We start from the raw sequence: 21819 nt of genomic DNA, 5'->3' as shown, positions 1-21819 counted from the left end.
CAGCCTGAAGGTGCTTATTCACAGCCAGCAGAGTTACAGCGTGCGACGATTTCTTCCTGACCGCCCGTCACACGGGCAATGTAGAAGGGACTATCAAGCTGGTGCGCGATGCCATAGCGATCCTGGCCCGTCCAATTCATCGTGCCGAGGATGCCTTCGTAATCGGTGATGTTTTCCATCGCGACCTTGACCGCCTCGGTATCCTCGACCGTGCCGGCGTCTTGCATCGCTTGGAAAAGCATCTTGGTGCCGTCATAGAAGAAGGGCGAGAACCCGTTCATCGGCTCCTCGTAGGTTTCGACATAACGCTCTTCGTAGGCCTTGGCGCTTTCCACGCCGGGGTCAAAGGCCGAGTGCACAAACATGCCTTCGGCTGCGGCCTCACCGGCCACGTTGACGATCTCCTGCGTGGCGGGGCCGCCGGTCCGCAAGATTACGCCGTCAAAGCCCAGATCTCGGGCCTGTTGCACGATCTGCCCTGCCGTAACCGGAGAGTTGCCATCAAGCTCGATCGCGTCCACCCCCTGCGAGATGATACGCGTCAGCAGCGGGATGAAATCAACGCGGTCACGTTCGAAGAATTCCGTTGCGGCTAGGGTTGCGCCAGCCTTTTCGTAAGCTCCGGCGAGGTCCTTGGCGATCGCTTCGCCGGTCTCGTCCTTGGGAAAGAGTGCGCCAACCGTCTTGACGTTCTGGGTCTTCACGATCCAATCGATCTGCGGCTGCGCGACTTCAGCCGTGGTCGGGTTCGGGCGGAAGGTGTAGGACTTGTCCGCCGATAGCGCCTTGGCAGTGAAGCCGAGGGTCATCGTGATAACTCCGTTCTCCTCGGTAATAGGCTGAATGGCCAAGATCGGGGCCGAACCGACAGTTCCGACAATGTATTTGACCTTGTCCTCGAAGACGAGCCGGTTGGCGGCCGTCACTGCCTCGTTGGCCTTGTAGCTGTCGTCGTAAGCGATGACCTCTACCCGGTATTTCGTCCCGCCGACTTCAAGGCCGCCGTCCTTATTTACATCTTTCGCGGCCAGTTCGGCAGCACGCTTCATGCCGTTGCCCCAACTCGCCCCGGCGCCGGACATTGTGACAAGAGCCCCGATCTTCAAAGTCTCCTGCGCCATGGCGCTGCCGGAGATCAGCGCGAAAGCCGAAGCTGCCGCGAGAATGCTGTTCCGTTTCATCTTAGATTTCCTCCCAGAAGTTGTTAATTGCGCTCCGCCACGGCGCCCTGCGCCGCCGGAGCCGACCCCTCAATCTGATCAAGGATCGGGATAAGGCTGCGGGCAAACTGCCCGTAATTCTCGCTCATTGGAAAATGGCCCAGCCGTTCCATCCTGACGGCGTTGCAGCCAGGAATGGCATCAGCGGTGGCTTGCATGTCTTCGGGGCGGCAAGAAAAATCGTATTCTCCCGCCATTAGCCACAGCGGACACCGTGTGGTGTCGATCCGCGTGATCGTGTCCCGCAGATCGCCGTCGACGCGGTAGAACCAAAGGTCCCCCTTAAAGACACCCGGACCGCCCTGCATGTAATGCCAGAGCGTCTCGTACCGGTCGGCCTCGGGACCCCCGGGCGCGATCAGACCTGAGATAAGCGCCGCGCAGACCTCCCCGCCGTGAACGTCAGGCCGGTGCAGCCAGTCCGTATCATACCAAGCGTCCTGCCAAGCCGCACCCTGTGCCCCAATAAGACCACGAAACCTGTCCGGATGATCCGCCGCCAACTGCAGGACGATCCGCCCGCCAATGGAGCAACCCAGTACCACAGGTCGGTCCAGATCAAGCGCAGCGCAGACATCGAGGATCATTCCGACGTAGCCTTGGGTACTCAGTCGGTATTCCTCGCTCTGCCACCCCTCGGGGGGGCTCGATTTTCCGTGCCATGGCATATCAAAGGCAATGACTCGAAAGCGCGAGGTCACGGCTTCGTCCAGCATCAGGTCGCGATACTGACGCCCATCCGCCCCAGCAGTATGAAGGCATAACAGCGGGACCCCTTGCCCAGCCTCTTCCACATAAAGGCGGTGTGACCGCCCGTTGAGACTGAGCCGCAGGTAGCGCCCCGTAATGGGATCAAACTGCGCCGTCATGCCGCCGCCCTCGGCAACGCCAGAATGTCTTTGATAAGTTGCAGGTGACGCATGAGCGGCGTGAAATCGCCCTCTATCCGCATCCGCCCGCGGCGCACCATGCCGAAAATGTCAAAAGCATCGGGCGCCGGAATCGCCTGCCAGTGGTCATACCAGGCCCCAGAATCAGCCCGCAGGGCGATATCCCATCCGTCCATCGGTCCGTTTGCCGGAAGAACCGTTACTGCACCATCCGCGATACGAAGACGGACGCGATCCTCCCCCGCCTCCAGCAACAGGGTGGCCCGCGCCTTTTCGCTACGGGTGCGAAGGTCAGATCGGGCCACAAAAAGGCCCGGCAACCGCGCGAAAATGCTTTCGATTTGATTGCTCATTTCTATCTCTTTATGTTGCATTGTGCAGACCATTTGGTCTATTTCATACGAAACCACCGCACTAGGATGCAAGATGAAATTGAGATTTTTTCCAAACTGGGCCGCCATCCCAGGCTCGCCTCGCCGCGCTTATCAAGGCAAAACAGAACAAACTGTTCGTTTCTACAGAGGTCAATTCGAATGACACATGCCGTACTCACGCCACGCCTCACCCTTGCCGATGTCAGCCGAATCGGTGACGGCCTCGACCGTCCGGAATCGGTTCACGTAAATGCCGAAGGAAGCATTATCGTGTCTCACCGCGCCCGCGGCGTCAGTCGCATCGCGCCTGACGGTAGCGTCAGCACCCACGGCCCTGAACCGGCCATCGCCAACGGGGCCGAGTTGGTGCCCAATGGGATCGCGCCACAGGCCGACGGCAGCACCCTCATTGCCAATATCGGCGAAGGTGGGGGTATTTGGCGCCTGACCACCGGCGACCTTTTGGAATGCGTTTTGGAACAGGTCGATGGCGTGCCGCTGGCCGCCGCAAACTTTGTCATGACCGATGAGCAGGGGCGTACATGGGTAACTGTCAGCACCGTTCAACAGCCCCGGTTCAATGCCTATTCAGACAAAGTGGCTGACGGGCTCATCGTGCTCATCGTGAATGGCAAGGCAATGATCTTGGCCGATAACATCTGTTTCGCCAATGAATGCCGCTTAACCCCCGATGGTGCAGGACTTGTCGTGTCCGAAACATTTTCGCGCCGGATCACCCGCTTCGATCTCAGCCCCTCGGGGCTGACAAACCGCCGCACGTTGGTCCAGTTCGGGCGCGGCGATTTTCCAGACGGCATACGGTTTGACCGTTCCGGCCACCTCTGGGTTACCTGTATCGTCTCGAACAGGCTTTGGCGGATCGCGCCGGATGGCGCGATGGAGTTGATCCTCCAAGACTACGACGCGGCACTGGTCGAGCGTGTAGAGACCGCTCTGGCTCAGGGCCAGATGGGGCGCGAACATTTTTACGACACGGGCGAAAGCAGCCTCGGCAACATCGCTTCGGTCACGTTTTCCAAAGACGAAAGCCGCGCCTACCTTGGGTCTCTTTGCGGTACGTCGATCCTTTCCATTCCCGTTCCGCAAGGAGAACACGCATGATATCACAGGACACTGTCCCGCCCCAAACACCTACCCTCGGCTTTGCCGGTCTGGGTGTCATGGGAGAACCGATCTGCCGAAACATTCTGGTGAAATCAGGCGCTGCCATGCAGGTCTTTGACCTGTCGGCGGCCCCTATCGAACGCCTTGTCTCACATGGTGCCATCGCCGCTGATAGCGTGGCCACGATGACCGCAGAGGTGGACATCCTCTTTCTTTCCCTACCCGGCGGCAAACAGGTCGAGGCCTTGGTTCGAAACGAGATATTACCCGCCGTCCGTGCCGGTCAATTGATCGTCGACATGTCGACCTCTCCGGTGGGGTTGACCCGCGAATTGGCCGATGAGTTGGCCGCCAAGGGCGCACATCTTATCGATGCCCCAGTCGCCCGGACCCGGCAAGCCGCCGAGGACGGGACTCTGTCGGTCATGGTAGGCGGCAGTGACAATCACTTTGCAATGCTACATCCCCTACTTGCCCATGCCGCAACGGACATCACCCACTGCGGACCGATCGGCTGCGGCCAGGTCGTCAAGATTCTCAACAACATGGTCCTGTTCGAGACGGTCGTCGCCCTTTCCGAGGCGTTAAATCTAGGCCGCGCGGCCGGTGTTGATGACACTCTGCTGTTCGACACGCTCTCGAAAGGCTCTGCCGACAGTTTCGCGTTACGCAACCACGGCATGAAAGCCATGCTGCCCGACACTTTCCCCACCGGTGCGTTCCCGACGGATTATGCGCTTAAGGACGTAAGCTATGCGCTCGACCTTGCTAGGCTTACCCGCTTCCGGGCACAAGGGGCCGAACTGGCGCGCGACCGTATGGAAAAGGCACGCGAGGCTGGGCTGGGCGATGCCTATTTTCCCGCCTTGGTCCGCGTGACGGACCGCACATGATGCAAGAGTGGGATGTCCTGATTGCAGGTGGCGGCAATGCAGCGCTCTGCGCGGCCATCGCCGCGCGGCGCGCCGGACGCAGTGTCCTAGTGCTGGAGAAGGCGCCGAAGTTCTATCGTGGAGGCAACACGCGGCACACGCGAAACATGCGTTGCGCCCATGATGCCGCCACCGGAACGCTGACCGGGCCCTATACCGGCGACGAATTCATGCAGGATCTTCTGCGCGTCACGTCCGGCAATACAGACGAGGCGCTGGCGCGGATGATGATCGACCGGTCCTATGACATGCTGGGCTGGATCCAAGAACAAGGCGTTCGGTTCCAGCCCTCGCTTGGCGGTACACTCAGCCTTGGCCGGACGAATTCCTTCTTCCTCGGCGGCGGGCGGTCCATGCTGAACGCGCTCTACCGCACCGCCGAACGGCTCGGCGTCGTGATCCGCTACGATCATGAGATCGTTGACGTCGAAATCGAGGGGCCGAGGTTCCACGCCGCCCGGGTCCGCACCCCCAAGGGCCACACCAGGATCAAGGCGCGCACGCTCGTCGCCGCCAGTGGAGGCTTCCAAGCAGACATCGACTGGCTGAAGCAGGGCTGGGGGGAAAGGGCCGACAACTTCCTGATCCGAGGCACTCCCTACAACCGGGGCAGCCTGACCCGTGCTTTGATCAACAGCGGCGTTCAGCAGATCGGCGATACGACACAATGTCATGCCGTGGCGATCGACGCTCGCGCGCCCAAGTTCGACGGCGGCATAATCACCCGCCTCGACTGCGTAGTTTTCGGCATTGTCGTCAACAGTAATGCCGACCGCTTCTACAACGAGGGCGAGGACATCTGGCCCAAGCGATACGCTATCTGGGGGCGCCTCGTTGCCGAACAGCCGGACCAGATCGCCTACATCGTCTTCGACGCGCCCAACCTGGAGAAATTCATGCCGTCCCTTTACCCGCCGATCCAGGCAGATAGCCTGCTTGAGTTGGCAAACAAACTTTCTCTCGATCCAAAGCGGCTGACGGAGACCGTCACGACCTTCAACAAGGCAGTGATAGGTGGCCGCCCCTTCGATCAGTCAGAGCCTGACGGAAACCGGACCGAAGGGCTTGAGATCAACAAAACCAACTGGGCGCAGAAGATCGAGACCCCCCCCTATTACGCCTATCCCGTGCGTCCGGGTATCACCTTCACCTACCTCGGAGTACGGGTTGACGACGGCGCACGCATGGTCATGGCTAACGGAATGCCCGCCGAAAACATGTTTGCCGCTGGTGAAATCATGGCCGGCAACGTGCTGGGACAAGGTTATGCCGCAGGGATCGGCATGACAATCGGGGCGGTCTTCGGCCGCCTTGCCGGAGAGGAGGCCGCTGCCCATGTCGCATGACACGACGACCCACAGCACCCCCGCCCTTGCCGAAGCCAACCGCCTGATGACGGTCTGCAATTCCTGCCGGTATTGCGAAGGGCTTTGCGCGGTTTTCCCAGCCATGGAACTGAAGCGCTCCTTCACCGACGGTGACCTGAACCACCTCGCGAACTTGTGCCATAACTGTGGGGCCTGCTACCACGACTGCCAGTTCACCCCGCCGCATGAATACGCGGTGAACGTGCCCGGCACACTGGCGCAGGTGCGCGCGGAAAGCTATGCTCAGTATGCATGGCCGTCGGCGGCACGACCGCTGTTTGCGCGGCATGGCACAGCGCTGGCCATCGGACTGACGCTAGGGACCGCGCTGTTCATCGCGGGGTTCGTGACCGTGGGGGATCCGCGGGCGTTGCTAACCGCGCATCTTGAAGAAACTCGATTCTACGCACTGATGCCGCACAACGCGATGGTGGCGGTTTTCGGCGCCGCCTTCCTCTGGATGATAATTGCCACTTTTATGGGTGCACTCGCTTTCTGGCGGGACACCGGCGCCTCTGGCATTGAGAGGATGGATCACACCCAGGCAACTCATGACACGGCCCGGTTACGCTATCTCGATGGTGGCGGCATGGGGTGTTTCAACGACGACGATCAGCCGACCGACCAACGACGCCTCTGGCACCACCTCACCTTCTACGGTTTCATACTGTGTTTCGCCGCAACCTCGCTTGCCACCTTCTATCACTACATCCTTAGCTGGCACGCGCCCTATTCTTGGTATAGCGCCCCTGCACTGCTGGGGATCGCTGGCGGCATTGGACTGGTGATCGGCCCGATCGGCCTACTACGAGCCAAGCGTGACCGCATGCCCGAACTCGGGGCGCAAAGTTTCCGCGGGATGGAAGTCGGATTCATCCTGATACTGCTGGTGACTGGAGCAAGTGGTCTGGCACTACGAATTCTGGGCGAGACTGCACTGCTTGGTCCGCTTCTGGCCTTGCACCTTGGCGCCGTACTGACATTCTTCCTGACCATGCCCTACGGCAAGTTCGTTCATGGTCTTTACCGCTATCTCGCGCTGGTGCGCTACGCCCGCGACATGCGAAGGCATCGACAGGGCAAATAGCAAGTTGTATTTGATTAATCCCGCGTCGAATATAAGCGTGGCAGACATGAAGGATGATTGAGTGAGAGAGACAGAGACATCCCAAACGGATAAGAATTCCCGCGGCGTGGCTGCCGTTGATCGTGCGTTGGCGATCCTGGCAGCAATCGAGCAGTCCACTCTGCCGCGGAATTTGAGCGAAATCTCCCGCACCACTGGTTTCTACAAAAGCACGATCCTTCGCATTCTCGAGTCGCTGCTCGACGCCGGATACGTAATGCGGGTAGAGGGCTCCAAGTATGCCCTCGGCCCGTCGATCATGAACCTCGGGCTAGCCTATGAACGGTCCAATCCGCTTCGGCATATTGTCATGCCGATCATGGAGCGCTTGGTGGACCAGGGGACGGAAAGCCCTTCGTTCCACATTCGGCAGACATCGGATGAAAGGCTCTGCCTGTTTCGTCTGGATTCACGGCATTCAACGCTTGACCGGGTGCAGGCGGGTGACCGCCTTCCCATCCGTCGCGGCGCCGCAGGCAAGGTGCTGCTTGCCTTCGGATCAGACGCGCCCGATACGCCCGAGCTTCAACAGATCCGTGAAGAGTGTTTTGCCATTTCCCTTGGAGAGCGGGACAAACTCTGCGCCGGGTTGGCGGCGCCTGTGTTTTCGGGCGGTGACAACCTGATAGGTGTGCTCTCACTTTCCGGACCGAAGGAGCGTTTTGCCCCGGAGGATATCGCCCGGATGAAACAGCCCCTGCTTACAGCCGCGCGCGACCTCACGGAAGCACTGGAGGGCAGCTACGCCCCTCTCGATCAGACGATGGAAAAAACCTGAACCTGGACCTCTAAGGTATCGGGCGACCGAAACACCATGACCCGGACGTCCCTGTCGACTCGGCCCCAAAGCCCCGGGCCCAGGTTGGTATCTGGGCAGATTTCGAGACAAGGTGCTATCGAAGTTGAGCAGCAGCCGATCTGGGTGTGAGTTTCTTATGAACAGACGCCAAGCCCCTCGGGTCCGACAAAACTGACCCGCTCTTCGACAAGGTGTCTGGGATAGAGGCAAGAGCGTGTTTCCACACGTCGCGCGACATGCGTACGAACACCCCCTCCACCTGCCGGACCGCAGCAGTACAAAGCAAGCAACTCCTGCATTGCCGCATCGGCGCTCTCTCGCGTCTCTGTTCTGACGGCAAGTCGCACGCGGACTTCTGGCACCACCGGATCGGGATGGCCACGCATGTAGTTCCCGGCATCGTCCCCAAAACTGGAATTGATGCCCACAATATCCACCCGCCGCCCCAATAGCGGTAACGCACGCATACATAGGCGCTGCTCAAGGGTTTCCGCAGCCAAACGCGCGCGCCCCGTGCACCCGGGCCCTGCGTAGGATATCTCGGCCTCTCCAAACCAATGGCCTTCGTAGCCCACAGTCACCTTGAGATGGCTGGGAGGAGGGTGACCTCTCGCTCCTGTCACGCGGACACGATCCACTCCAATCTCCTCGAGCCGCACACCGGTCAGATCGAGGACGACATCGGGTGTAACATAAGCTGTTGGGTCGTGAACCTCGTACAGCAATTGTTCCGAAACGGTGGCGCGGGTGATACATCCCCCTGTTGCGGGTGGCTTGAAAAGATCAAGCGTGCCATCAGTTGCAATGGACCCGATCGGGAACCCGATCTCGGCCATTCCGGGCACGTTCTTGCACCCGGGATCGGCAAAATAGCCGCCGCTCACTTGGCTGCCGCATTCCAGAAGATGCCCAGCAAGCGTTCCCGCCGCGATAAGATCATGATCCATCCAATCCCATCCATGATGGGCCACCAGCGGCCCGAGGGCCAGCGCCGGGTCGGCCACACGCCCCGTGACGACAATCTGCGCGCCGCTTCTGAGCGCATCGGCAATACCCTGCGCCCCTGTATAAGCATTTGCGGAAAGAAGCCCGCCGGGTGGCAATGGCAGGGCGTCATCCTGTTCCCACGACAGGGCCGCCTGTGGATCAAAATCAGGAAGGATGTCATCCCCCTCCACCACGGCGATCCGTGGGCGAGACAGACCGAGCCTGTCCACAAGTGCTCCGATGCTCCGGGCCGCAGCCACCGGGTTGGCGCAACCGAAGTTGCCGACGATGGCGACACCACCTGCCAGCGCCTCGGCCAGGACCGGCTCTAGATATTGCTCTAGGAGCGGCTCGTACCCAGTGCTCGGATCTCGCTGGTACGCGCTCTGACCAAGCGCCAGGGTTCGTTCGCCAATAGTCTCGTAGATGATGACGCCGCCACCTTGGCGCGCGATCTCGCGCACAACGGGCAGACCCGCGTCAACCCGATCACCGGAGAACCCAGCGCCAGATCCTATCAACAGCGGCCGTGTCATCGTACCGGGTCCGCAAGATCGGGATCATCCGGCACTCGGAAATGCCGTCCCAGAACCAACCCCGTAACGAGCAACAAGGCCGCGATGACCAGGGCTGCATGCTGGGGTACGAAGGCTAGCGCGGCAGAGCACCCATAGACCAGGATCGCGGCGACACGACTGCCCCGCAATCGCACACCGGAGAGCAACAGCGCGAAGGCAATCACCAGAACCGAGCCCGAAAGCACCGCCTCAGCAATATCCAGAGGGCTGCCCGACCACAGCATCCCGGGATAGGTCAGGAACATGAAAGGCACGACATAGGTAACAGCCCCCAGCCGCACCGCGTGCAGGGCTACCTGGAACCAACTAGTCTTGGCAATCGAGGCCGCCACGAAAACCGCCACGCAGAGCGGGGGCGTGATGACCGAGATCGTGGCGTAGTAAAACACGAACATATGGGCCGCTAGCGGCTCGATCTTGATGGCGATCAGCGCCGGCGCCATAACCGCAGCGACCAGCACATAGGCCGCGGTTGTCGGAATGCCCATGCCCAGGATCAGACAGGCTAGCGCCACGATGAGCGCCACGAGGATCATGTTTTGCCCACCCAATGCCACGGTCAGAGACGAGATAGTTATACCCACCCCTGTCATGTTGATGAGGCTGACGAGGATCTGCGCCCCGATCAGCATGACGAATACGATGACGATCCCCTGCCCCGCGTCCAAAAGCCCGTGAACCAGTTTGCCAAGGGTCTCGCGCGGCCTGCGGGAAGACAACAGTTCGAAGATCACGAAGGGAACCACCATGCAAACGATACCGAATGCTGCGGAGAAGGCGACCGACCGGCCCGCAGTCAACATCCACATCAAGCCACCCAGTCCGCCGATGATCGGCGCCAGCCGCGCAAGGGTTAGTACCTCTCGCGCAGCGGGGATGTCTTCCTCGGGCACGACACCGTAGCGATTGCGCAGGGCGATCAGGTGAATGGTCAGCAGGGCACCGCCATAGAACAACAGGGCCGGTATCAGCGCGGCAAGCGCGATGCGCAGATATTCCACGCCCACGATCTCGGCCATGATAAAGGCGGCTGCGCCCAGGATGGGCGGGGTAATCTGTCCGCCGGTGGAGGCAACCGCCTCGACCGCGGCGGAGAGCGGCGCGGGGTAGCCTATCCGACGCATCAGCGGGATCGTCATCGATCCGGTCGTGGCGACATTGGCCACAGCGCTGCCGTTAACAGACCCGAAGGCGGCAGAGGCGATGGTGGCAATTTTGGCGGCACCTCCGACGCGGCGTCCGGAAACGAGGATAGCGAGATCCATGAAGGTCTCGCCGCCGCCAGAGCGCAGCAACATCGCGCCAAACAGGACGAAGGCCGCGATAACGGTCGCGGCAATGCCCGTTAGCTTGCCCCAGATCCCGATGTCGGACATCAACAGGGTTTCCGTAACGAAATAGATATCAAAGCCGCGATGGCCCAGCCGCCCCGAGATCAGATCGCCGAAGAAGACGTAAATGATGCCAATCGAGATGAGGATCGGAAAGGCGATGCCCACGGCCCGGCGCGACACTTCGAGGATCGCCAGCACCAGTACCGCCGTCAGCGCCATGTCCAACGGCGATGCCAGCGGCAGGGTCGTCATTATTGTGTCCGCCTTGGCAGCGACATAGATGCAGGCGGCAACTGACCCGGCCCACAGCGGACCGTCGATTGCAAGCGTCCAGCGTCTACGGGGACCATTGCGATGTAGTGGAAAACTAAGAAAGCCCAGCGTCATCACCATCGCTAGCATAATCGAGCGCTGCACAAGCGAGTCAAACGGGCCGCGGACGGCTGTCCAGAGGATAAAGAGCCCGATCATCAGCGCGAGAACGCTTCGCATAATGCGAAGCGCCCTCGGCTCTGCTTGCCCCCGGTGAGTATTCGGGTCAGTTGTCATATCTGGCTCGACTTTATTGTCCGGACTTCAAGTGATCGGGCACGGTGACGCCAATTTCCTCGTAGTAGCGGATCGCACCGGGATGCAGCGGCGTTGTAGCCAGCGACATGGTCATCTGCGGAATGTCAGAGCCTTTTAGCCCGGCAAAGGCTGCCGACTGCAGTTCATTGTCCTCAACGATCGCCTTGGTGACGCGATAGGCGGTTTCCTCATCCAGATCTGGACGCGCCATGGTCGTGGTCGCATAGGCCCATGTCTGATAGGCGGGAATGCCCGAAGCTGCTTCGTCGTCGTTCACACTGACGACAGAGAGGCTCGGCAACTCGCTACGGATTGTGTCCGCCTGAGCATCGGTCAGACCAACCACGTTGATGGGTGTGAACGTACTAATATCGACCGAAGACGCATCAAGTTTGCGACCTGCACTGGACTTCACATAACCCGCCACGCGATTGTCCTTGATCTGATCGACGATATCGCCCGTGGAGCCACGGGCATAATCCGGCGCAATTTCTAGAGCAGAGAATACGGCCTGTGCCGTTGCTTCGGTGCCAGAGCCGACGATGCCTGGGTTGAAACGCGCGCCTTCAAGATCAGCGAGCGCTTCGATACCGGAGTCCTCACGCACCACAACATTCTGTATCGAAACGCCGTAGACCCAGAGTACCAGCCCACCGTAGGCACGCCCCTCAAAATCGCCTTCGCCATGATAGACGTCATAGGCGACGTTGGTGGTCACGAGCCCCATGTCGACCTGCCCGCGTTGGAGCCTTCTGAGGTTATCGAGCGTGGCGCCAGTTTCCACCACGTTCGTCTCGATACCCTCGGCGTCGGCGTTGATGGCCTGACTCGCCGCCACATAGTAAGCATAGTGGCTGGACGACGATGCCGTCGAACCGATAGCGAGGCGCTCCTGCCCTATCGCGCCCCCTGATGCACAGATCGAAGCCGCCAAAATGGCAGCGGTTGCCAGATGTTTCATATGATCCTCCCTTGGATACTTTTGGTCGTGATTAGGTGTCCGCCGGATTTTCCGCCGGCGGGATCAGAAGCCCGAGCAGCAGGAAAGAGGCGCTCTTGCCATGAGTGTCGAGCGCGAGCGAGGAATTCACCCCACCCTCAAGCGCATCATCGAGAACGAAGTTCATGGCGGGAAGACCGGGCAGCAGGAAGCGTGTAACTTTGCTTACTCCACGATGCCCGAAAAGCTCCCGCACGCTTGGTTCTGTAACATGTGTCACCAGATGATCCCAATGCGTTGGATCATAGGGAATGACGGAGATGTTCTGCCGGTTGCCCTTGTCGCCCGAACGGGCGTGCGCAAGCGCATGTATCGGAATCATCTCGGTCATATGCCCATCGCCTCTCATCATTCAGCCTTCAGGTCTCTAAATTGGTCTGCTGAACAGTCCATATGTTCTGTTATTGCGCATACAGGATCATATAGCAACGCATTTTTGCGTTTTTACACGCCGACCAATACTCCCTCCTTCACAAGGAAAGTCCGGGCCTTCGATTTTGGTAGTTCTGCTTGTCGGTTTAGGCGCGCGCGCCGGGACCGGGTGTAAAGCTTTCAAATTGCTTAAGTATCCGAAACGCTTATCGGGTGCCTGTTTTCCCAGCGAAGGGTATGATCTGACGCTGCTTTTCCTGTAACTCCAGAGCGACAGCTTACGCCGGGTCACCTCTAATATCTCCTTGTTCAGGAGTTCGTCGTAAAGGGCCCAAAGGGCAAATAGAAATTGCGCAAAGTTACTATTATAAACGTAGGCGTGGAACACTGGCACTAGCGTGCTATCGAGAGCCGTCACGAATGTCTTGACGCTCCGGTTCAATCACACCGGATCGCACTTGCGACCGAGTGCTTCATCTTCAGTCTGATCGCCCACCACGACCGGAAGCCTTTATCAGCATGCGCGCCTTAGACAGGTTCGCCATGCCGATTCAACACTATTACTCGGTGATGCGAAAGACGCCTGCCATCACGTTGTCACGCATGACGCGAGCAGACGACAGGCGCCTTCCGGTCCAAGGCTTAATTCAGTGCGTCCTGAAAGGCCGACAACACTGTCGAGCCGGGTTTACCCCGAGCGTCAAGCTCGGCCGCCCATTCATCGCCGACCCCGGCGAGAATTTTTTGAACTTTTGCAACGTCACTTTCGGGCAGTTTGACAAAGTTAACACCCTCGTCGGCAATCGCCTGTTTGTCCGTTCTGTCTTGAGCGTCGACTAGTTCGCATGCGCGGCGGGTCGCTTCTTCGCCTGCTTCGGTCAGGGATTGCTGAACATCGGCAGGCAAGCTGTCGTATTTTTCTTGGCTAATCATGTATGCCAATACGAACGATCCCAGGTTAAGATCCTCTGTAGCGGATTTGAGGTGGGGAGTCAGATCATAGGGCGGTACGGAACTGTGTGGGAAGACGATTGCATCCAAAGTGCCACGTGACAGGGCTTCGCGTGTTTCCGGCGCAGACATTTGCACCGGCACTCCGCCCAACTTGGTCATGGCAAGTGCTTGGGCGCCTCCGCTTGTCCGCATCTTTTGGCCCTGAAAGCTTTCGAGATCGCTAAGCTCCTTCGCAGAGAATAGCTGATATGGTGCCAAGGCGAGAACCATCAGTGCACGAACGCCTTCAGGGGCATATTCTTCCTGATCCAGAATGCCGCCAGGTTTGGCAAGCGACCAGTATGCCATGGTTCCCTCGCACGAACTGGAGAACGAACCGGGAAGCTGCGCGACTGAACTCAATGGTAGTTTGTCCGCCACATATGAGGCGCCGATATACCCCATATCGGTTACGCCGGTCTGGGTCAGTGACAGCATATCCTTCGCCTTACCCAACTGTTGCGCGGGGAAATAGTCGAAACCAACTTTTCCGTCGGTTGTCTTTTCGATCTCGTCAATGAATGGCAGCAGCAGGCTTTCCGCAATGTAATGTCCCACCGGCAGGCTGTCGGCGACGCGAAGCGTCACATCCTGTGCCGTTGCTGCACCCGTGCCCAGGCCGAGCATCAAGCCGGCAAGGGATCCCAAAATGGTATGTTTCATGGTTACTTCTCCTCCTTGGTTTAATTTGTCACTGCATGGTGGATGGCAGCCACAGGATGATGGCGGGAAAGGCTGCCAGTAGTGCGATCACAATCAGATGTGCCCAGACATGGGGCATGACCCCCAGAAAAAGCTCGCCTAGTGGACGGCGGGTATATCTGGCCACGACAAAGACATTCATCCCCATCGGCGGTGTGACCATACCCACCTCGGCGGTGACGACGATCAGCACGCCGAACCACACTGGATCGAAGCCCAGTTGATGCACCAAAGGCAGCACTACGGGAACGGTCAGGATCAGAATGGCAATCTGGTCCATGAAGAAGCCAAGGATCAAATAGCCGAACAGAATTACAGCCAGAATAGCCCAACGCGACACTTCCAACGCACCCACCCAATCGGTCAAATCGTTGGTGACGCGGGTGAGCGTGAAATAGTAGCCAAAAACATGCGCACCCAAGATGATGAACAAGATCATGCATGTGGTCTGCGCGGCAGAGCGCAGCGCCAGCCAACTGTTCGGAAGCGTGAGCTTGCGTTCCCAAGCAGCAATCAACATGGCGCAGAAGGCACCGATTCCGGCTGCTTCGGTGGGTGTGGCAATGCCGGAATAAATCGTACCGGTGACGGCAAAGAACAATATCAAAACCGGCCCGACCCGTTGAAGTGACTTCAATTTCTGCAAGATGCTATACGCTTGCCCTTTGGGGGCTGCCTTTGGGTCGCGCCACACAAGAAAGGCGATGGTCAGCATAATCGTTGCCGTAACCAAGATGCCGGGCAGCACACCACCCACCAGCAGCCACGAAACAGGAATATCGGCTATGATACCGTAGAGGATCAGCGCAATCGACGGCGGGATAAGCATGGATAGCGTACCCGAGATCGCAACGACACCGCCGGCCAGCTTAGGATCATAGCCCTCTTTCAACATCGCCGGGATCGACGTCGAAGCCAGCGTCGCCGCCGCTGCCGTGGAGGAGCCGGAAATCGCACCAAACCCCGCACCCGCCAGCGCCGTGGCCATTGCCACACCACCACGTAACCGGCCGACCCAGATCGTCGCAGCGCGAAACAAATCACTCGCCACGCCAGAAATAATGACGAACTCCGCCATCAGGATAAACATCGGGATCGTGATAATTTCATAATCGTTGGCGGTAGACAGCGGAGTGGTTTTCAGGATGCCCTGAAGGATCGGCCAGCCGCCGAACATATACAGCCCTACTGCCCCCGAGACGCCCATCGCCAACGCCACAGGCATGCCGGTAACCAGTAAAACTATCAGAAGGATCAAAACTATGGTTACACTCATTCGCCGTGCTCCCCGGATTTGAGTTCAGTATTGGGAGGAGCGGGCAGTTCCACCATATCGCGCCCGGCGAAAACCGAGACCAGATGAAACAACGCGCGGTAACCACAACGCAGGCACATCGCGCCCATGCCCACGGTCAGCAAGGCGTAGGCGATCCAGGTAGGCCAGGCCACGGCTTCGGCCACACGGGCATCGGATATAAAAGCGTCACGCGACTGGACATAGCCCAGCCAAGTCATCACTCCGATGAACAGTGTCGATATGCCATAACCTGCGGCCTGCGACAGATGCCGGACAAGGCGAGGCAGGAATGGCACAAACACATCCAGCGCGATATGGCCGTGATGATGCATCGTGTCCGACAGGGCCAGAAAGAACACTGCTCCGACCAGATACAGCCCGATCAGGCTGTAGGACCATGTCAACGGCGAAGACAACAGGTAACGCAGGCAGACATCCAACACGACGATCAGCATGATCGCAGCCATAGCTGCCGCCGAGATACCGATCAGCAGGGTTTCCACCCTCGCCAACAAAGCCGATAGCATATTGACCGGCTTGTTCTCCTCCAAAACTCCTCCCATTATGTTCTCCTGTTCAGGTGGGGCCGCGTGCAGCCAGAATTATGCGCGCTGTCCGTTCATGCGGCTTATCAACCATCTGCCCGTCAATATTCACCACGCCAGCGTCGGGATTGGCGGCAAAAGCATCCATAACCTTCTGGGCCCATTGCATTTCCTGCCCGGTTGGCTGGAAAGCGCGGTTCACCGGCGCGATATGGTTGGGATGGATCACCGCCTTCGCTCCAAACCCGTCACGCCGGGCGATACGGGCCTCGGCTTCCAGCGCGTCCAGATCGTTCAGCGTGGCGCAAATCGTATCTACCGCCACAACGCCGGCCGCCGCGGCTCCGGCAAGGCAAAGATTACGGGCCAGCCGGAAAGGTTCATGATAGATGCCGTTTTCTGCGTTCTGCCGGGCACCAAGCGAGGCGGCCAGATCTTCGGCGCCCCACATCATGCCCCAAAGGCGGGGGTCGACATCCCGGTACCGGCCAAGGCTGAACAGAGAGGCCGCCGTTTCGGTGGCAATCACCAGAATACGGGTGTGCGGCAAATCATACGCCATCTCGAACGCGGCCAGATAATGCGCCAACTGCCGCAAATCATCCGGGCCTTCACATTTGGGAAGTACAATTCCATCGGGCGCATGGGGCATCACGGCGGACAGATCAGTCAGCGTCATACCGGTATCCAGCGCATTCACCCGTACAAATAAAGCCTTTTGATCGCGTTCAGCGCCTAGCATGTTGGTCACGCAAGTACGGGCCTCGGCCTTCGCGGATTCGGTGACAGAGTCCTCCAGGTCTAGGATCAGCGCATCGGCATCGCCCACAATCGCCTTGGCAAATTTGCGGGGGCTATCGCCGGGAACGAACAGAAAGCTGCGCATCAGGCGACTCCTTCGGTTGAGCGTTTGCGCATCAATCCCATCCGCCGACATGAGGCGACCACTGTGCCATGCTGGTTAAAGCAACTGTGTTCAAACTCGACCAGACCGGCCTCGGGGCGGGATTTGCTTGCGCGTTTCGATACGATACGGGTTTCCGCCCGCAACGTATCGCCATGAAAGACCGGATTTGGAAACCGAACATCGGACATGCCCAGGTTTCCGATCGTGGTCCCCAACGTGGTGTCCTGCACCGTCATGCCGATCATGATTGCCAGAGTGAACAGCGAGTTGAACAACCGCTGCCCCCATTCGGTGCTTTCGGAAAATGCTGCGTCGATATGCAAAGGCTGCGGATTCATCGACATCAGGCTGAACATTGTATTGTCCGCCTCTGTAACGGTGCGGGTCAATTCGTGGCGAAACCTGCGATCTACTTCGAAGTCTTCAAAATACAATCCGGGCATGACGTATCTCCTCAGTACGACTTCGGAAGGCCCAGGACCTTCTCGGCGATATAACAAAGGGCAAGTTGCGGTGATACGGGCGCGATGCGCGGAATCAGGCTTTCACGCAGATAGCGTTCGACATGGTATTCCTTGGCATAGCCAAAGCCACCATGGGTCATGACCGCTGTCTGGCAAGCGTTGTAACCGGCCTCGCCAGCCAGATACTTCGCCGAGTTTGCCGAAGCCCCGCAGGGCAGGTTATTGTCATATTCCCAGGCCGCCTTCATGATCATCAGCCAAGCAGCCTCCAGTTCCGCATAGCAAACGGCCAACGGGTGCTGGATTGACTGGTTCTTGCCGATGGGGCGGTCGAACACTTCTCGCTCCTTGGCATAGTCGGTCGCACGTTGCAGCGCGGCAAATCCCAGCCCCACCGCCTCCGAGGCGATCAGGATACGTTCGGGGTTCAACCCATGCAGGATATACTCAAAGCCACGGCCTTCTTCGCCGATCCTGTCACTTTCGGGGATTTCGAAGTTCTCGAAGAACAACTCGTTTGAATCCACCGCCTTGCGGCCCATCTTTTCGATCTCGCTGACCTTGATCCGGCTACGGTCGAACGGCGTATAGAACAGCGACAGCCCATGCGTAGGCGATTTCACCTGATCCAGGGGCGTAGTGCGCGCCAATACCAGCAGGTTATCGGCGACTTGTGCGGTGGAAATCCAGACTTTCTGACCGTTCACCACGTATTTGTCGCCGCGCTTTTCCGCCCGCAGCTTCAGTTGCGTGGTGTTCAGCCCGGTATTGGGTTCGGTCACGGCGAAACAGGCTTTTTCCTTGCCCTCCGCCATCGGGCGGATCATCCGCTCCTTTTGTTCATCGGTGCCAAACACGGCCACCGGATTCAGCCCGAAGATATTAATATGTACGGCAGAGGCCCCTGAGAGGCCTGCCCCGGATTCAGAGATGGTGCGCATCATGATCGCAGCTTCGGTAACACCCAAACCTGCACCTCCCTGCGCCTCATCGGTGCAGATACCCAGCCACCCCTCGGCGGCCAGTGCATCATAAAAGTCCAGCGGGAAACCGCCCTCGCGATCACGCGTCAGCCAATATTCTGCATCAAACCGCTCGCAGATGCGGGACACAGCATCGCGGATCGCGATTTGATCTTCATTCAGATCGAATTTCATTCCTTATCCTCGTTCATGACGCAAAGAGCACCGCAGCGTTGCAGCTCGGCAATTTCGACGTCGGAAAAACCGACTTCTGAAAGAATTTCCGGGCCGTGTTCCCCCAGGCGTGGTGCTAGTCGTTCGGGTTTTGCGGGGGTGCGTGAAAAACAGGCCGGCACAGCCATCTGGCGCAGTTTTCCTTCGGTGGGGTGATCCACGGTTTGAAAAAAGCCGGTGGCATCCAGATGCGGATCCTCGATGACCGATTCAAAACTGTGCATCGGCATCGCCGGAACATCTGCGCGTTCGAAAACCTCCAGCCATTCGGCAGTGGTTTTGGTTCGGATGATTTCACCCAGAGATGCATAGACGAAATCGATATTGGCCATACGGCTGGAGAAACTGGCAAAACGGTTGTCATTTTCAGGGATGTCGCTCCGCCCAATCTCTTTGAAAAAGCGTTGCCAGTGACCATCATTATAAATCAGGGCGCAGACATATCCGTCGCGCGTTTGATAGGGGCGTCGATCTCGTGACAGGTGCCGGGCATAGCCTCCACTGTCCATCGGAGGATCGAAGGTCAGCCCACCCATGTGGTCACTCATGACCATCGAGACCATGGTTTCAAACATCGGAACCTCGACCTTTTGTCCAATGCCTGAACGCGATCTCTCGATTACGGCAGCCAAAATGGCGTTAATGGCAGAGATCCCTACAATCCTGTCGGCGATAGCTGCGGGCACATACGCCGGCTTGCCTCCGGCACGCACGAAGCTGTGCGCAATACAGGATCCACCCTGAATAAGATCGTCATAGGCCGGTCGTTCCGCATATGGGCCTGCCTGACTGTAGCCCACTAGGGCGGCATAGATCAGCCGTGGGTTCACTGCTGCCAGTTCCTCATAGGACAGACCCAGGCGAGCCATGGCCCGAGGCCGAATATTGGTCACCAGAATGTCCGCGTCTTCGACCAACTTCAGGATCGCCTCGCGAGATTTTTCATTCTTGAGGTCCAGCGCGATGTCCCGCTTCGAACGGTTGGCGTTCAGATAGAGTGGCCCCATATCCGGGCTCCGGGACGGACCGATCTGCCTGACCACGTCGCCACCGGGGGCTTCTACCTTGATCACCTGCGCGCCGTAATCCCCGAGAATTTGCGTGGCATAGGGGCCCATAAGGACCGTCGTCAAATCAAGGATACGCAATCCGTCCAGTGGCCCCATTATTGCCTCTCGCTATTTTATTCATATATATGGACCTTATATCCATAATTGTGATCAAAATGAAGATCGTTAATATAGGAGTCAATGATTTTCTTTCACCATGTCCGATCCGCTCAGGCACTCAGTCTGGACATTGTTGAGTGAAAATGCGCAGAACGAACGATGGAAGGAGAGATGCCTTGACAGTCAAACAAGTTGAAAACCTATTGGGTTTGCTGGAGTTTTTCGCAAAACGAAAAACTCCAGCCACCCTCGCGGATGTGGTTGCACACTTTGGCTGGCCCCGCTCCAGCGCCTTCAATATTCTCTCGACATTGATTGAAAACGGCTATCTCTATGAACCGCAGGCGCGATCGGGGTACTATCCGACACCGCGGTGGCTCCAGATCGCCAGCGCTTTCACCGAAGGAGAACCGATTCCTGACCATCTGCTGCAAGCCGTGTCGAAACTGGCCGCGACAACAGGCGAGACAGTATGCATCTCGGCCGCCAGCGGAATGTTCGCAGTGTTTCTGGACGTGATCGAATCCCCAGCAAGTATTCGCTATGCGGCAACTCCGGGAAAACGTGTCCCGATCCATGCCACTGCATCCGGTCAGGCGCTGCTATCGCAACTCTCGGAACATGATCTGGGCGTTCTTCTGCGCAAAGTTAACTATGAAAGATATGGCGAGAACACACCGATGAGTGCTGACGAGGTCATCGCTCAAATCGAGGCCGGCCGTCGCCGCGGCTGGTTTCAGTCCGCATCTCATTACTCACCCGATCTGGGTGGTGTTGCAGTACCGTTTGTTGAAGGGCATCGCATCTTTGCCGTAACAGTTGCGGGCCCATTATATCGCGTGAGCGACAAAGCAGAGCAGCATGCGATGCTGCTGAATAGCCTGGTCGGCGACAGCCAAGAACCTTAACAATTACATCGTGGGATCATACAGGCCGACGCGAAACCGAGAAAAAATACAGGGCCGTTTCAAATCAGCTCGCTAGGTGTGAGCTTTCAACAGGTTGTCCGCTAGTGATAAAAGCGCAAATTTATTCCGCCTCCGTCGCGAACTCATCACTGCCTCTACCCATCTCCCGATTAAGAGTAGCTGCATTTCATCAACGGGATAACTGCGACGGGAAACTGACATCTTTGAAGTGACACAGATCGCCAACTTCGCAGGTAAGGAAGACGCCCCAACAACGCCAAGACAGTTCCTCGCCTTGTATATTTGAGGTGAAGAAACTGCTCATGGCCCCTCTTATCATGATGCGCCCGTAAAAAAACCGTTCTGAGTTTTGTACAACACAACCCACTTACTCAAGAACTGAATGACTACAGTTTAACAGTGAGCATCTTCACTTCACCTCGCTATTTGTTTTTGTGAATGGACAAAAAAATTCTGCTTGTGTACATAATTCAATATGACGCCACATCATTAAGAGAATCATTTCATTGATTTTCAGTTCAGTGGCCAAATTTGGGAGGATAATTATGAAGAGAAAAATCATCTCACTTGTTGCAGCGCTAGGCACGCTGACGTTGCCCGCTTTCGCCCAGGAAAAAGTGGAATGGCGCTATGTAAGCGTCGTTCCAAAGGGGCACGCATATGGCGCGCGAATGGTCGAAGCGTTTGACAATATCAATGAAAGAACCGACGGCAATTTCGTCATCAGGTTTCAAACTTTTGGGGAGACGCCCTACAAAGTGAACGATGCGCTAACTATTACTCGTGACAATTTGGTCGATATGGCCGAATGGCTCCGAAATTATAATGCCTCGACTTATCCGCTTTTGGCTGGCCCTGAACTTCCTCTGAAGTGGTCCTATCATTTCGGACAGGTTTGCAGCGTTTCTAAGGTGTATCGGGTTTAGGTTTCATGCTGCTTTTT

21 protein-coding genes and 1 pseudogene are annotated in these 21819 nt (G+C 57.9%); 8 read left to right on the top strand and 14 right to left on the bottom strand.

The genetic code is table 11. The features are described 5' to 3' along the window. Window positions 1–14: 14 nt before the first annotated feature. The 3 genes from RBB32_RS19395 to RBB32_RS19385 are packed head-to-tail and all read right to left on the bottom strand — an operon-like array spanning window position 15 to window position 2571. Complete coding sequence (locus RBB32_RS19395; protein ID WP_306155149.1) at window positions 15–1181, bottom strand: ABC transporter substrate-binding protein; 1167 nt, start codon at window positions 1179–1181, stop codon at window positions 15–17. 23 nt (window positions 1182–1204) lie between these two features. Beyond that, complete coding sequence (locus RBB32_RS19390; protein ID WP_306155147.1) at window positions 1205–2089, bottom strand: alpha/beta fold hydrolase; 885 nt, start codon at window positions 2087–2089, stop codon at window positions 1205–1207. Next, complete coding sequence (locus tag RBB32_RS19385; RefSeq protein WP_306155146.1) at window positions 2086–2571, bottom strand: hypothetical protein; 486 nt, start codon at window positions 2569–2571, stop codon at window positions 2086–2088. Before RBB32_RS19385 ends, RBB32_RS19390 begins: the two co-directional genes overlap by 4 nt. Before the next feature lie 72 nt (window positions 2572–2643). On the opposite strand from RBB32_RS19385, the gene RBB32_RS19380 reads away from it, so the two are divergent. The 5 genes from RBB32_RS19380 to RBB32_RS19360 all read left to right on the top strand — a co-directional run bounded on the left by RBB32_RS19380 (window position 2644) and on the right by RBB32_RS19360 (window position 7812). After that, window positions 2644–3606 (top strand): SMP-30/gluconolactonase/LRE family protein, encoded by a 963-nt coding sequence (locus RBB32_RS19380; RefSeq protein ID WP_306155144.1) that lies wholly within the window; start codon window positions 2644–2646, stop codon window positions 3604–3606. After that, window positions 3603–4502 (top strand): NAD(P)-dependent oxidoreductase, encoded by a 900-nt coding sequence (locus tag RBB32_RS19375; RefSeq protein WP_306155142.1) that lies wholly within the window; start codon window positions 3603–3605, stop codon window positions 4500–4502. Before RBB32_RS19380 ends, RBB32_RS19375 begins: the two co-directional genes overlap by 4 nt. After that, on the top strand, window positions 4499–5887 hold the full coding sequence (tcuA, locus tag RBB32_RS19370) for an FAD-dependent tricarballylate dehydrogenase TcuA (protein ID WP_371931086.1): 1389 nt from the start codon (window positions 4499–4501) through the stop codon (window positions 5885–5887). The genes RBB32_RS19375 and tcuA overlap by 4 nt, the downstream gene beginning before the upstream one ends. Further along, window positions 5877–6995, top strand: coding sequence for a tricarballylate utilization 4Fe-4S protein TcuB (gene tcuB / locus RBB32_RS19365; RefSeq protein WP_306155138.1), 1119 nt, complete (start codon window positions 5877–5879; stop codon window positions 6993–6995). Before tcuA ends, tcuB begins: the two co-directional genes overlap by 11 nt. Before the next feature lie 61 nt (window positions 6996–7056). Next, window positions 7057–7812, top strand: coding sequence for an IclR family transcriptional regulator (locus RBB32_RS19360; protein ID WP_306155137.1), 756 nt, complete (start codon window positions 7057–7059; stop codon window positions 7810–7812). Between the two features lie 155 nt (window positions 7813–7967). On the opposite strand, the gene RBB32_RS19355 is transcribed toward RBB32_RS19360, so the two are convergent. From RBB32_RS19355 to RBB32_RS19305, 11 genes are all read right to left on the bottom strand, one after another. Next, entirely contained in the window at window positions 7968–9356 is a 1389-nt protein-coding gene (locus RBB32_RS19355) for an acyclic terpene utilization AtuA family protein (RefSeq protein ID WP_306155136.1), read from the bottom strand. After that, entirely contained in the window at window positions 9353–11224 is a 1872-nt protein-coding gene (locus RBB32_RS19350; RefSeq protein WP_306155134.1) for a TRAP transporter fused permease subunit, read from the bottom strand. Before RBB32_RS19350 ends, RBB32_RS19355 begins: the two co-directional genes overlap by 4 nt. Before the next feature lie 70 nt (window positions 11225–11294). After that, entirely contained in the window at window positions 11295–12263 is a 969-nt protein-coding gene (locus tag RBB32_RS19345) for a TAXI family TRAP transporter solute-binding subunit (protein ID WP_306155132.1), read from the bottom strand. 31 nt (window positions 12264–12294) lie between these two features. After that, window positions 12295–12633, bottom strand: coding sequence for a hypothetical protein (locus tag RBB32_RS19340; protein WP_306155129.1), 339 nt, complete (start codon window positions 12631–12633; stop codon window positions 12295–12297). A gap of 683 nt (window positions 12634–13316) precedes the next feature. After that, window positions 13317–14330 (bottom strand): TRAP transporter substrate-binding protein DctP, encoded by a 1014-nt coding sequence (dctP, locus tag RBB32_RS19335; RefSeq protein WP_306155127.1) that lies wholly within the window; start codon window positions 14328–14330, stop codon window positions 13317–13319. Between the two features lie 28 nt (window positions 14331–14358). Continuing rightward, window positions 14359–15645: a TRAP transporter large permease gene (locus tag RBB32_RS19330; RefSeq protein ID WP_306155125.1), complete on the bottom strand. Its 1287-nt coding sequence runs from the start codon at window positions 15643–15645 to the stop codon at window positions 14359–14361. Then, window positions 15642–16229: a TRAP transporter small permease gene (locus RBB32_RS19325; RefSeq protein WP_306155123.1), complete on the bottom strand. Its 588-nt coding sequence runs from the start codon at window positions 16227–16229 to the stop codon at window positions 15642–15644. Before RBB32_RS19325 ends, RBB32_RS19330 begins: the two co-directional genes overlap by 4 nt. A gap of 13 nt (window positions 16230–16242) precedes the next feature. Then, the gene (locus tag RBB32_RS19320) at window positions 16243–17097 is read right to left on the bottom strand and encodes a CoA ester lyase (RefSeq protein ID WP_306155121.1); all 855 of its coding nucleotides are present in this window, start codon (window positions 17095–17097) and stop codon (window positions 16243–16245) included. Next, on the bottom strand, window positions 17097–17561 hold the full coding sequence (locus RBB32_RS19315; protein ID WP_306155119.1) for a MaoC family dehydratase: 465 nt from the start codon (window positions 17559–17561) through the stop codon (window positions 17097–17099). Before RBB32_RS19315 ends, RBB32_RS19320 begins: the two co-directional genes overlap by 1 nt. A gap of 11 nt (window positions 17562–17572) precedes the next feature. Beyond that, a complete protein-coding gene (locus RBB32_RS19310; RefSeq protein WP_306155117.1) occupies window positions 17573–18739 on the bottom strand; it encodes an acyl-CoA dehydrogenase family protein in 1167 nt (388 codons plus the stop codon). Then, window positions 18736–19944 (bottom strand): CaiB/BaiF CoA-transferase family protein, encoded by a 1209-nt coding sequence (locus RBB32_RS19305; protein WP_306155115.1) that lies wholly within the window; start codon window positions 19942–19944, stop codon window positions 18736–18738. Before RBB32_RS19305 ends, RBB32_RS19310 begins: the two co-directional genes overlap by 4 nt. A gap of 146 nt (window positions 19945–20090) precedes the next feature. Here RBB32_RS19305 and RBB32_RS19300 point away from each other — a divergent pair, with 146 nt between their 5' ends. From RBB32_RS19300 to RBB32_RS19295, 3 genes and pseudogenes are all read left to right on the top strand, one after another. Further along, entirely contained in the window at window positions 20091–20855 is a 765-nt protein-coding gene (locus RBB32_RS19300; protein WP_371931085.1) for an IclR family transcriptional regulator, read from the top strand. Then, a pseudogene (locus tag RBB32_RS21400) lies at window positions 20845–20928 on the top strand (IS6 family transposase); the annotation flags it as partial. The gene RBB32_RS19300 and the pseudogene RBB32_RS21400, both read left to right, overlap by 11 nt. Window positions 20929–21421: 493 nt before the next feature. Further along, complete coding sequence (locus tag RBB32_RS19295) at window positions 21422–21802, top strand: hypothetical protein (protein ID WP_306155110.1); 381 nt, start codon at window positions 21422–21424, stop codon at window positions 21800–21802. Window positions 21803–21819: the final 17 nt, after the last annotated feature.

Source organism: Roseovarius sp. MMSF_3281 (assembly GCF_030733685.1).
Lineage (GTDB): Bacteria > Pseudomonadota > Alphaproteobacteria > Rhodobacterales > Rhodobacteraceae > Roseovarius.
Note: the sequence above shows the minus strand (reverse complement) of the source record. Positions and strands in the feature narration are given on the sequence as shown.

Coding starts and splice junctions, on each gene's coding strand:
- RBB32_RS19395 (WP_306155149.1), bottom strand. CDS start 1,181: ATGAAACGGAACAGCATTCTCGCGGCAGCTTCGGCTTTCGCGCTGATC.
- RBB32_RS19390 (WP_306155147.1), bottom strand. CDS start 2,089: ATGACGGCGCAGTTTGATCCCATTACGGGGCGCTACCTGCGGCTCAGT.
- RBB32_RS19385 (WP_306155146.1), bottom strand. CDS start 2,571: ATGGCGGCCCAGTTTGGAAAAAATCTCAATTTCATCTTGCATCCTAGT.
- RBB32_RS19380 (WP_306155144.1), top strand. CDS start 2,644: ATGACACATGCCGTACTCACGCCACGCCTCACCCTTGCCGATGTCAGC.
- RBB32_RS19375 (WP_306155142.1), top strand. CDS start 3,603: ATGATATCACAGGACACTGTCCCGCCCCAAACACCTACCCTCGGCTTT.
- tcuA (WP_371931086.1), top strand. CDS start 4,499: ATGATGCAAGAGTGGGATGTCCTGATTGCAGGTGGCGGCAATGCAGCG.
- tcuB (WP_306155138.1), top strand. CDS start 5,877: ATGTCGCATGACACGACGACCCACAGCACCCCCGCCCTTGCCGAAGCC.
- RBB32_RS19355 (WP_306155136.1), bottom strand. CDS start 9,356: ATGACACGGCCGCTGTTGATAGGATCTGGCGCTGGGTTCTCCGGTGAT.
- RBB32_RS19350 (WP_306155134.1), bottom strand. CDS start 11,224: ATGCGAAGCGTTCTCGCGCTGATGATCGGGCTCTTTATCCTCTGGACA.
- RBB32_RS19345 (WP_306155132.1), bottom strand. CDS start 12,263: ATGAAACATCTGGCAACCGCTGCCATTTTGGCGGCTTCGATCTGTGCA.
- RBB32_RS19340 (WP_306155129.1), bottom strand. CDS start 12,633: ATGACCGAGATGATTCCGATACATGCGCTTGCGCACGCCCGTTCGGGC.
- dctP (WP_306155127.1), bottom strand. CDS start 14,330: ATGAAACATACCATTTTGGGATCCCTTGCCGGCTTGATGCTCGGCCTG.
- RBB32_RS19330 (WP_306155125.1), bottom strand. CDS start 15,645: ATGAGTGTAACCATAGTTTTGATCCTTCTGATAGTTTTACTGGTTACC.
- RBB32_RS19325 (WP_306155123.1), bottom strand. CDS start 16,229: ATGGGAGGAGTTTTGGAGGAGAACAAGCCGGTCAATATGCTATCGGCT.
- RBB32_RS19320 (WP_306155121.1), bottom strand. CDS start 17,097: ATGCGCAGCTTTCTGTTCGTTCCCGGCGATAGCCCCCGCAAATTTGCC.
- RBB32_RS19315 (WP_306155119.1), bottom strand. CDS start 17,561: ATGCCCGGATTGTATTTTGAAGACTTCGAAGTAGATCGCAGGTTTCGC.
- RBB32_RS19310 (WP_306155117.1), bottom strand. CDS start 18,739: ATGAAATTCGATCTGAATGAAGATCAAATCGCGATCCGCGATGCTGTG.
- RBB32_RS19305 (WP_306155115.1), bottom strand. CDS start 19,944: ATGGGGCCACTGGACGGATTGCGTATCCTTGATTTGACGACGGTCCTT.
- RBB32_RS19300 (WP_371931085.1), top strand. CDS start 20,091: ATGCGCAGAACGAACGATGGAAGGAGAGATGCCTTGACAGTCAAACAA.
- RBB32_RS19295 (WP_306155110.1), top strand. CDS start 21,422: ATGAAGAGAAAAATCATCTCACTTGTTGCAGCGCTAGGCACGCTGACG.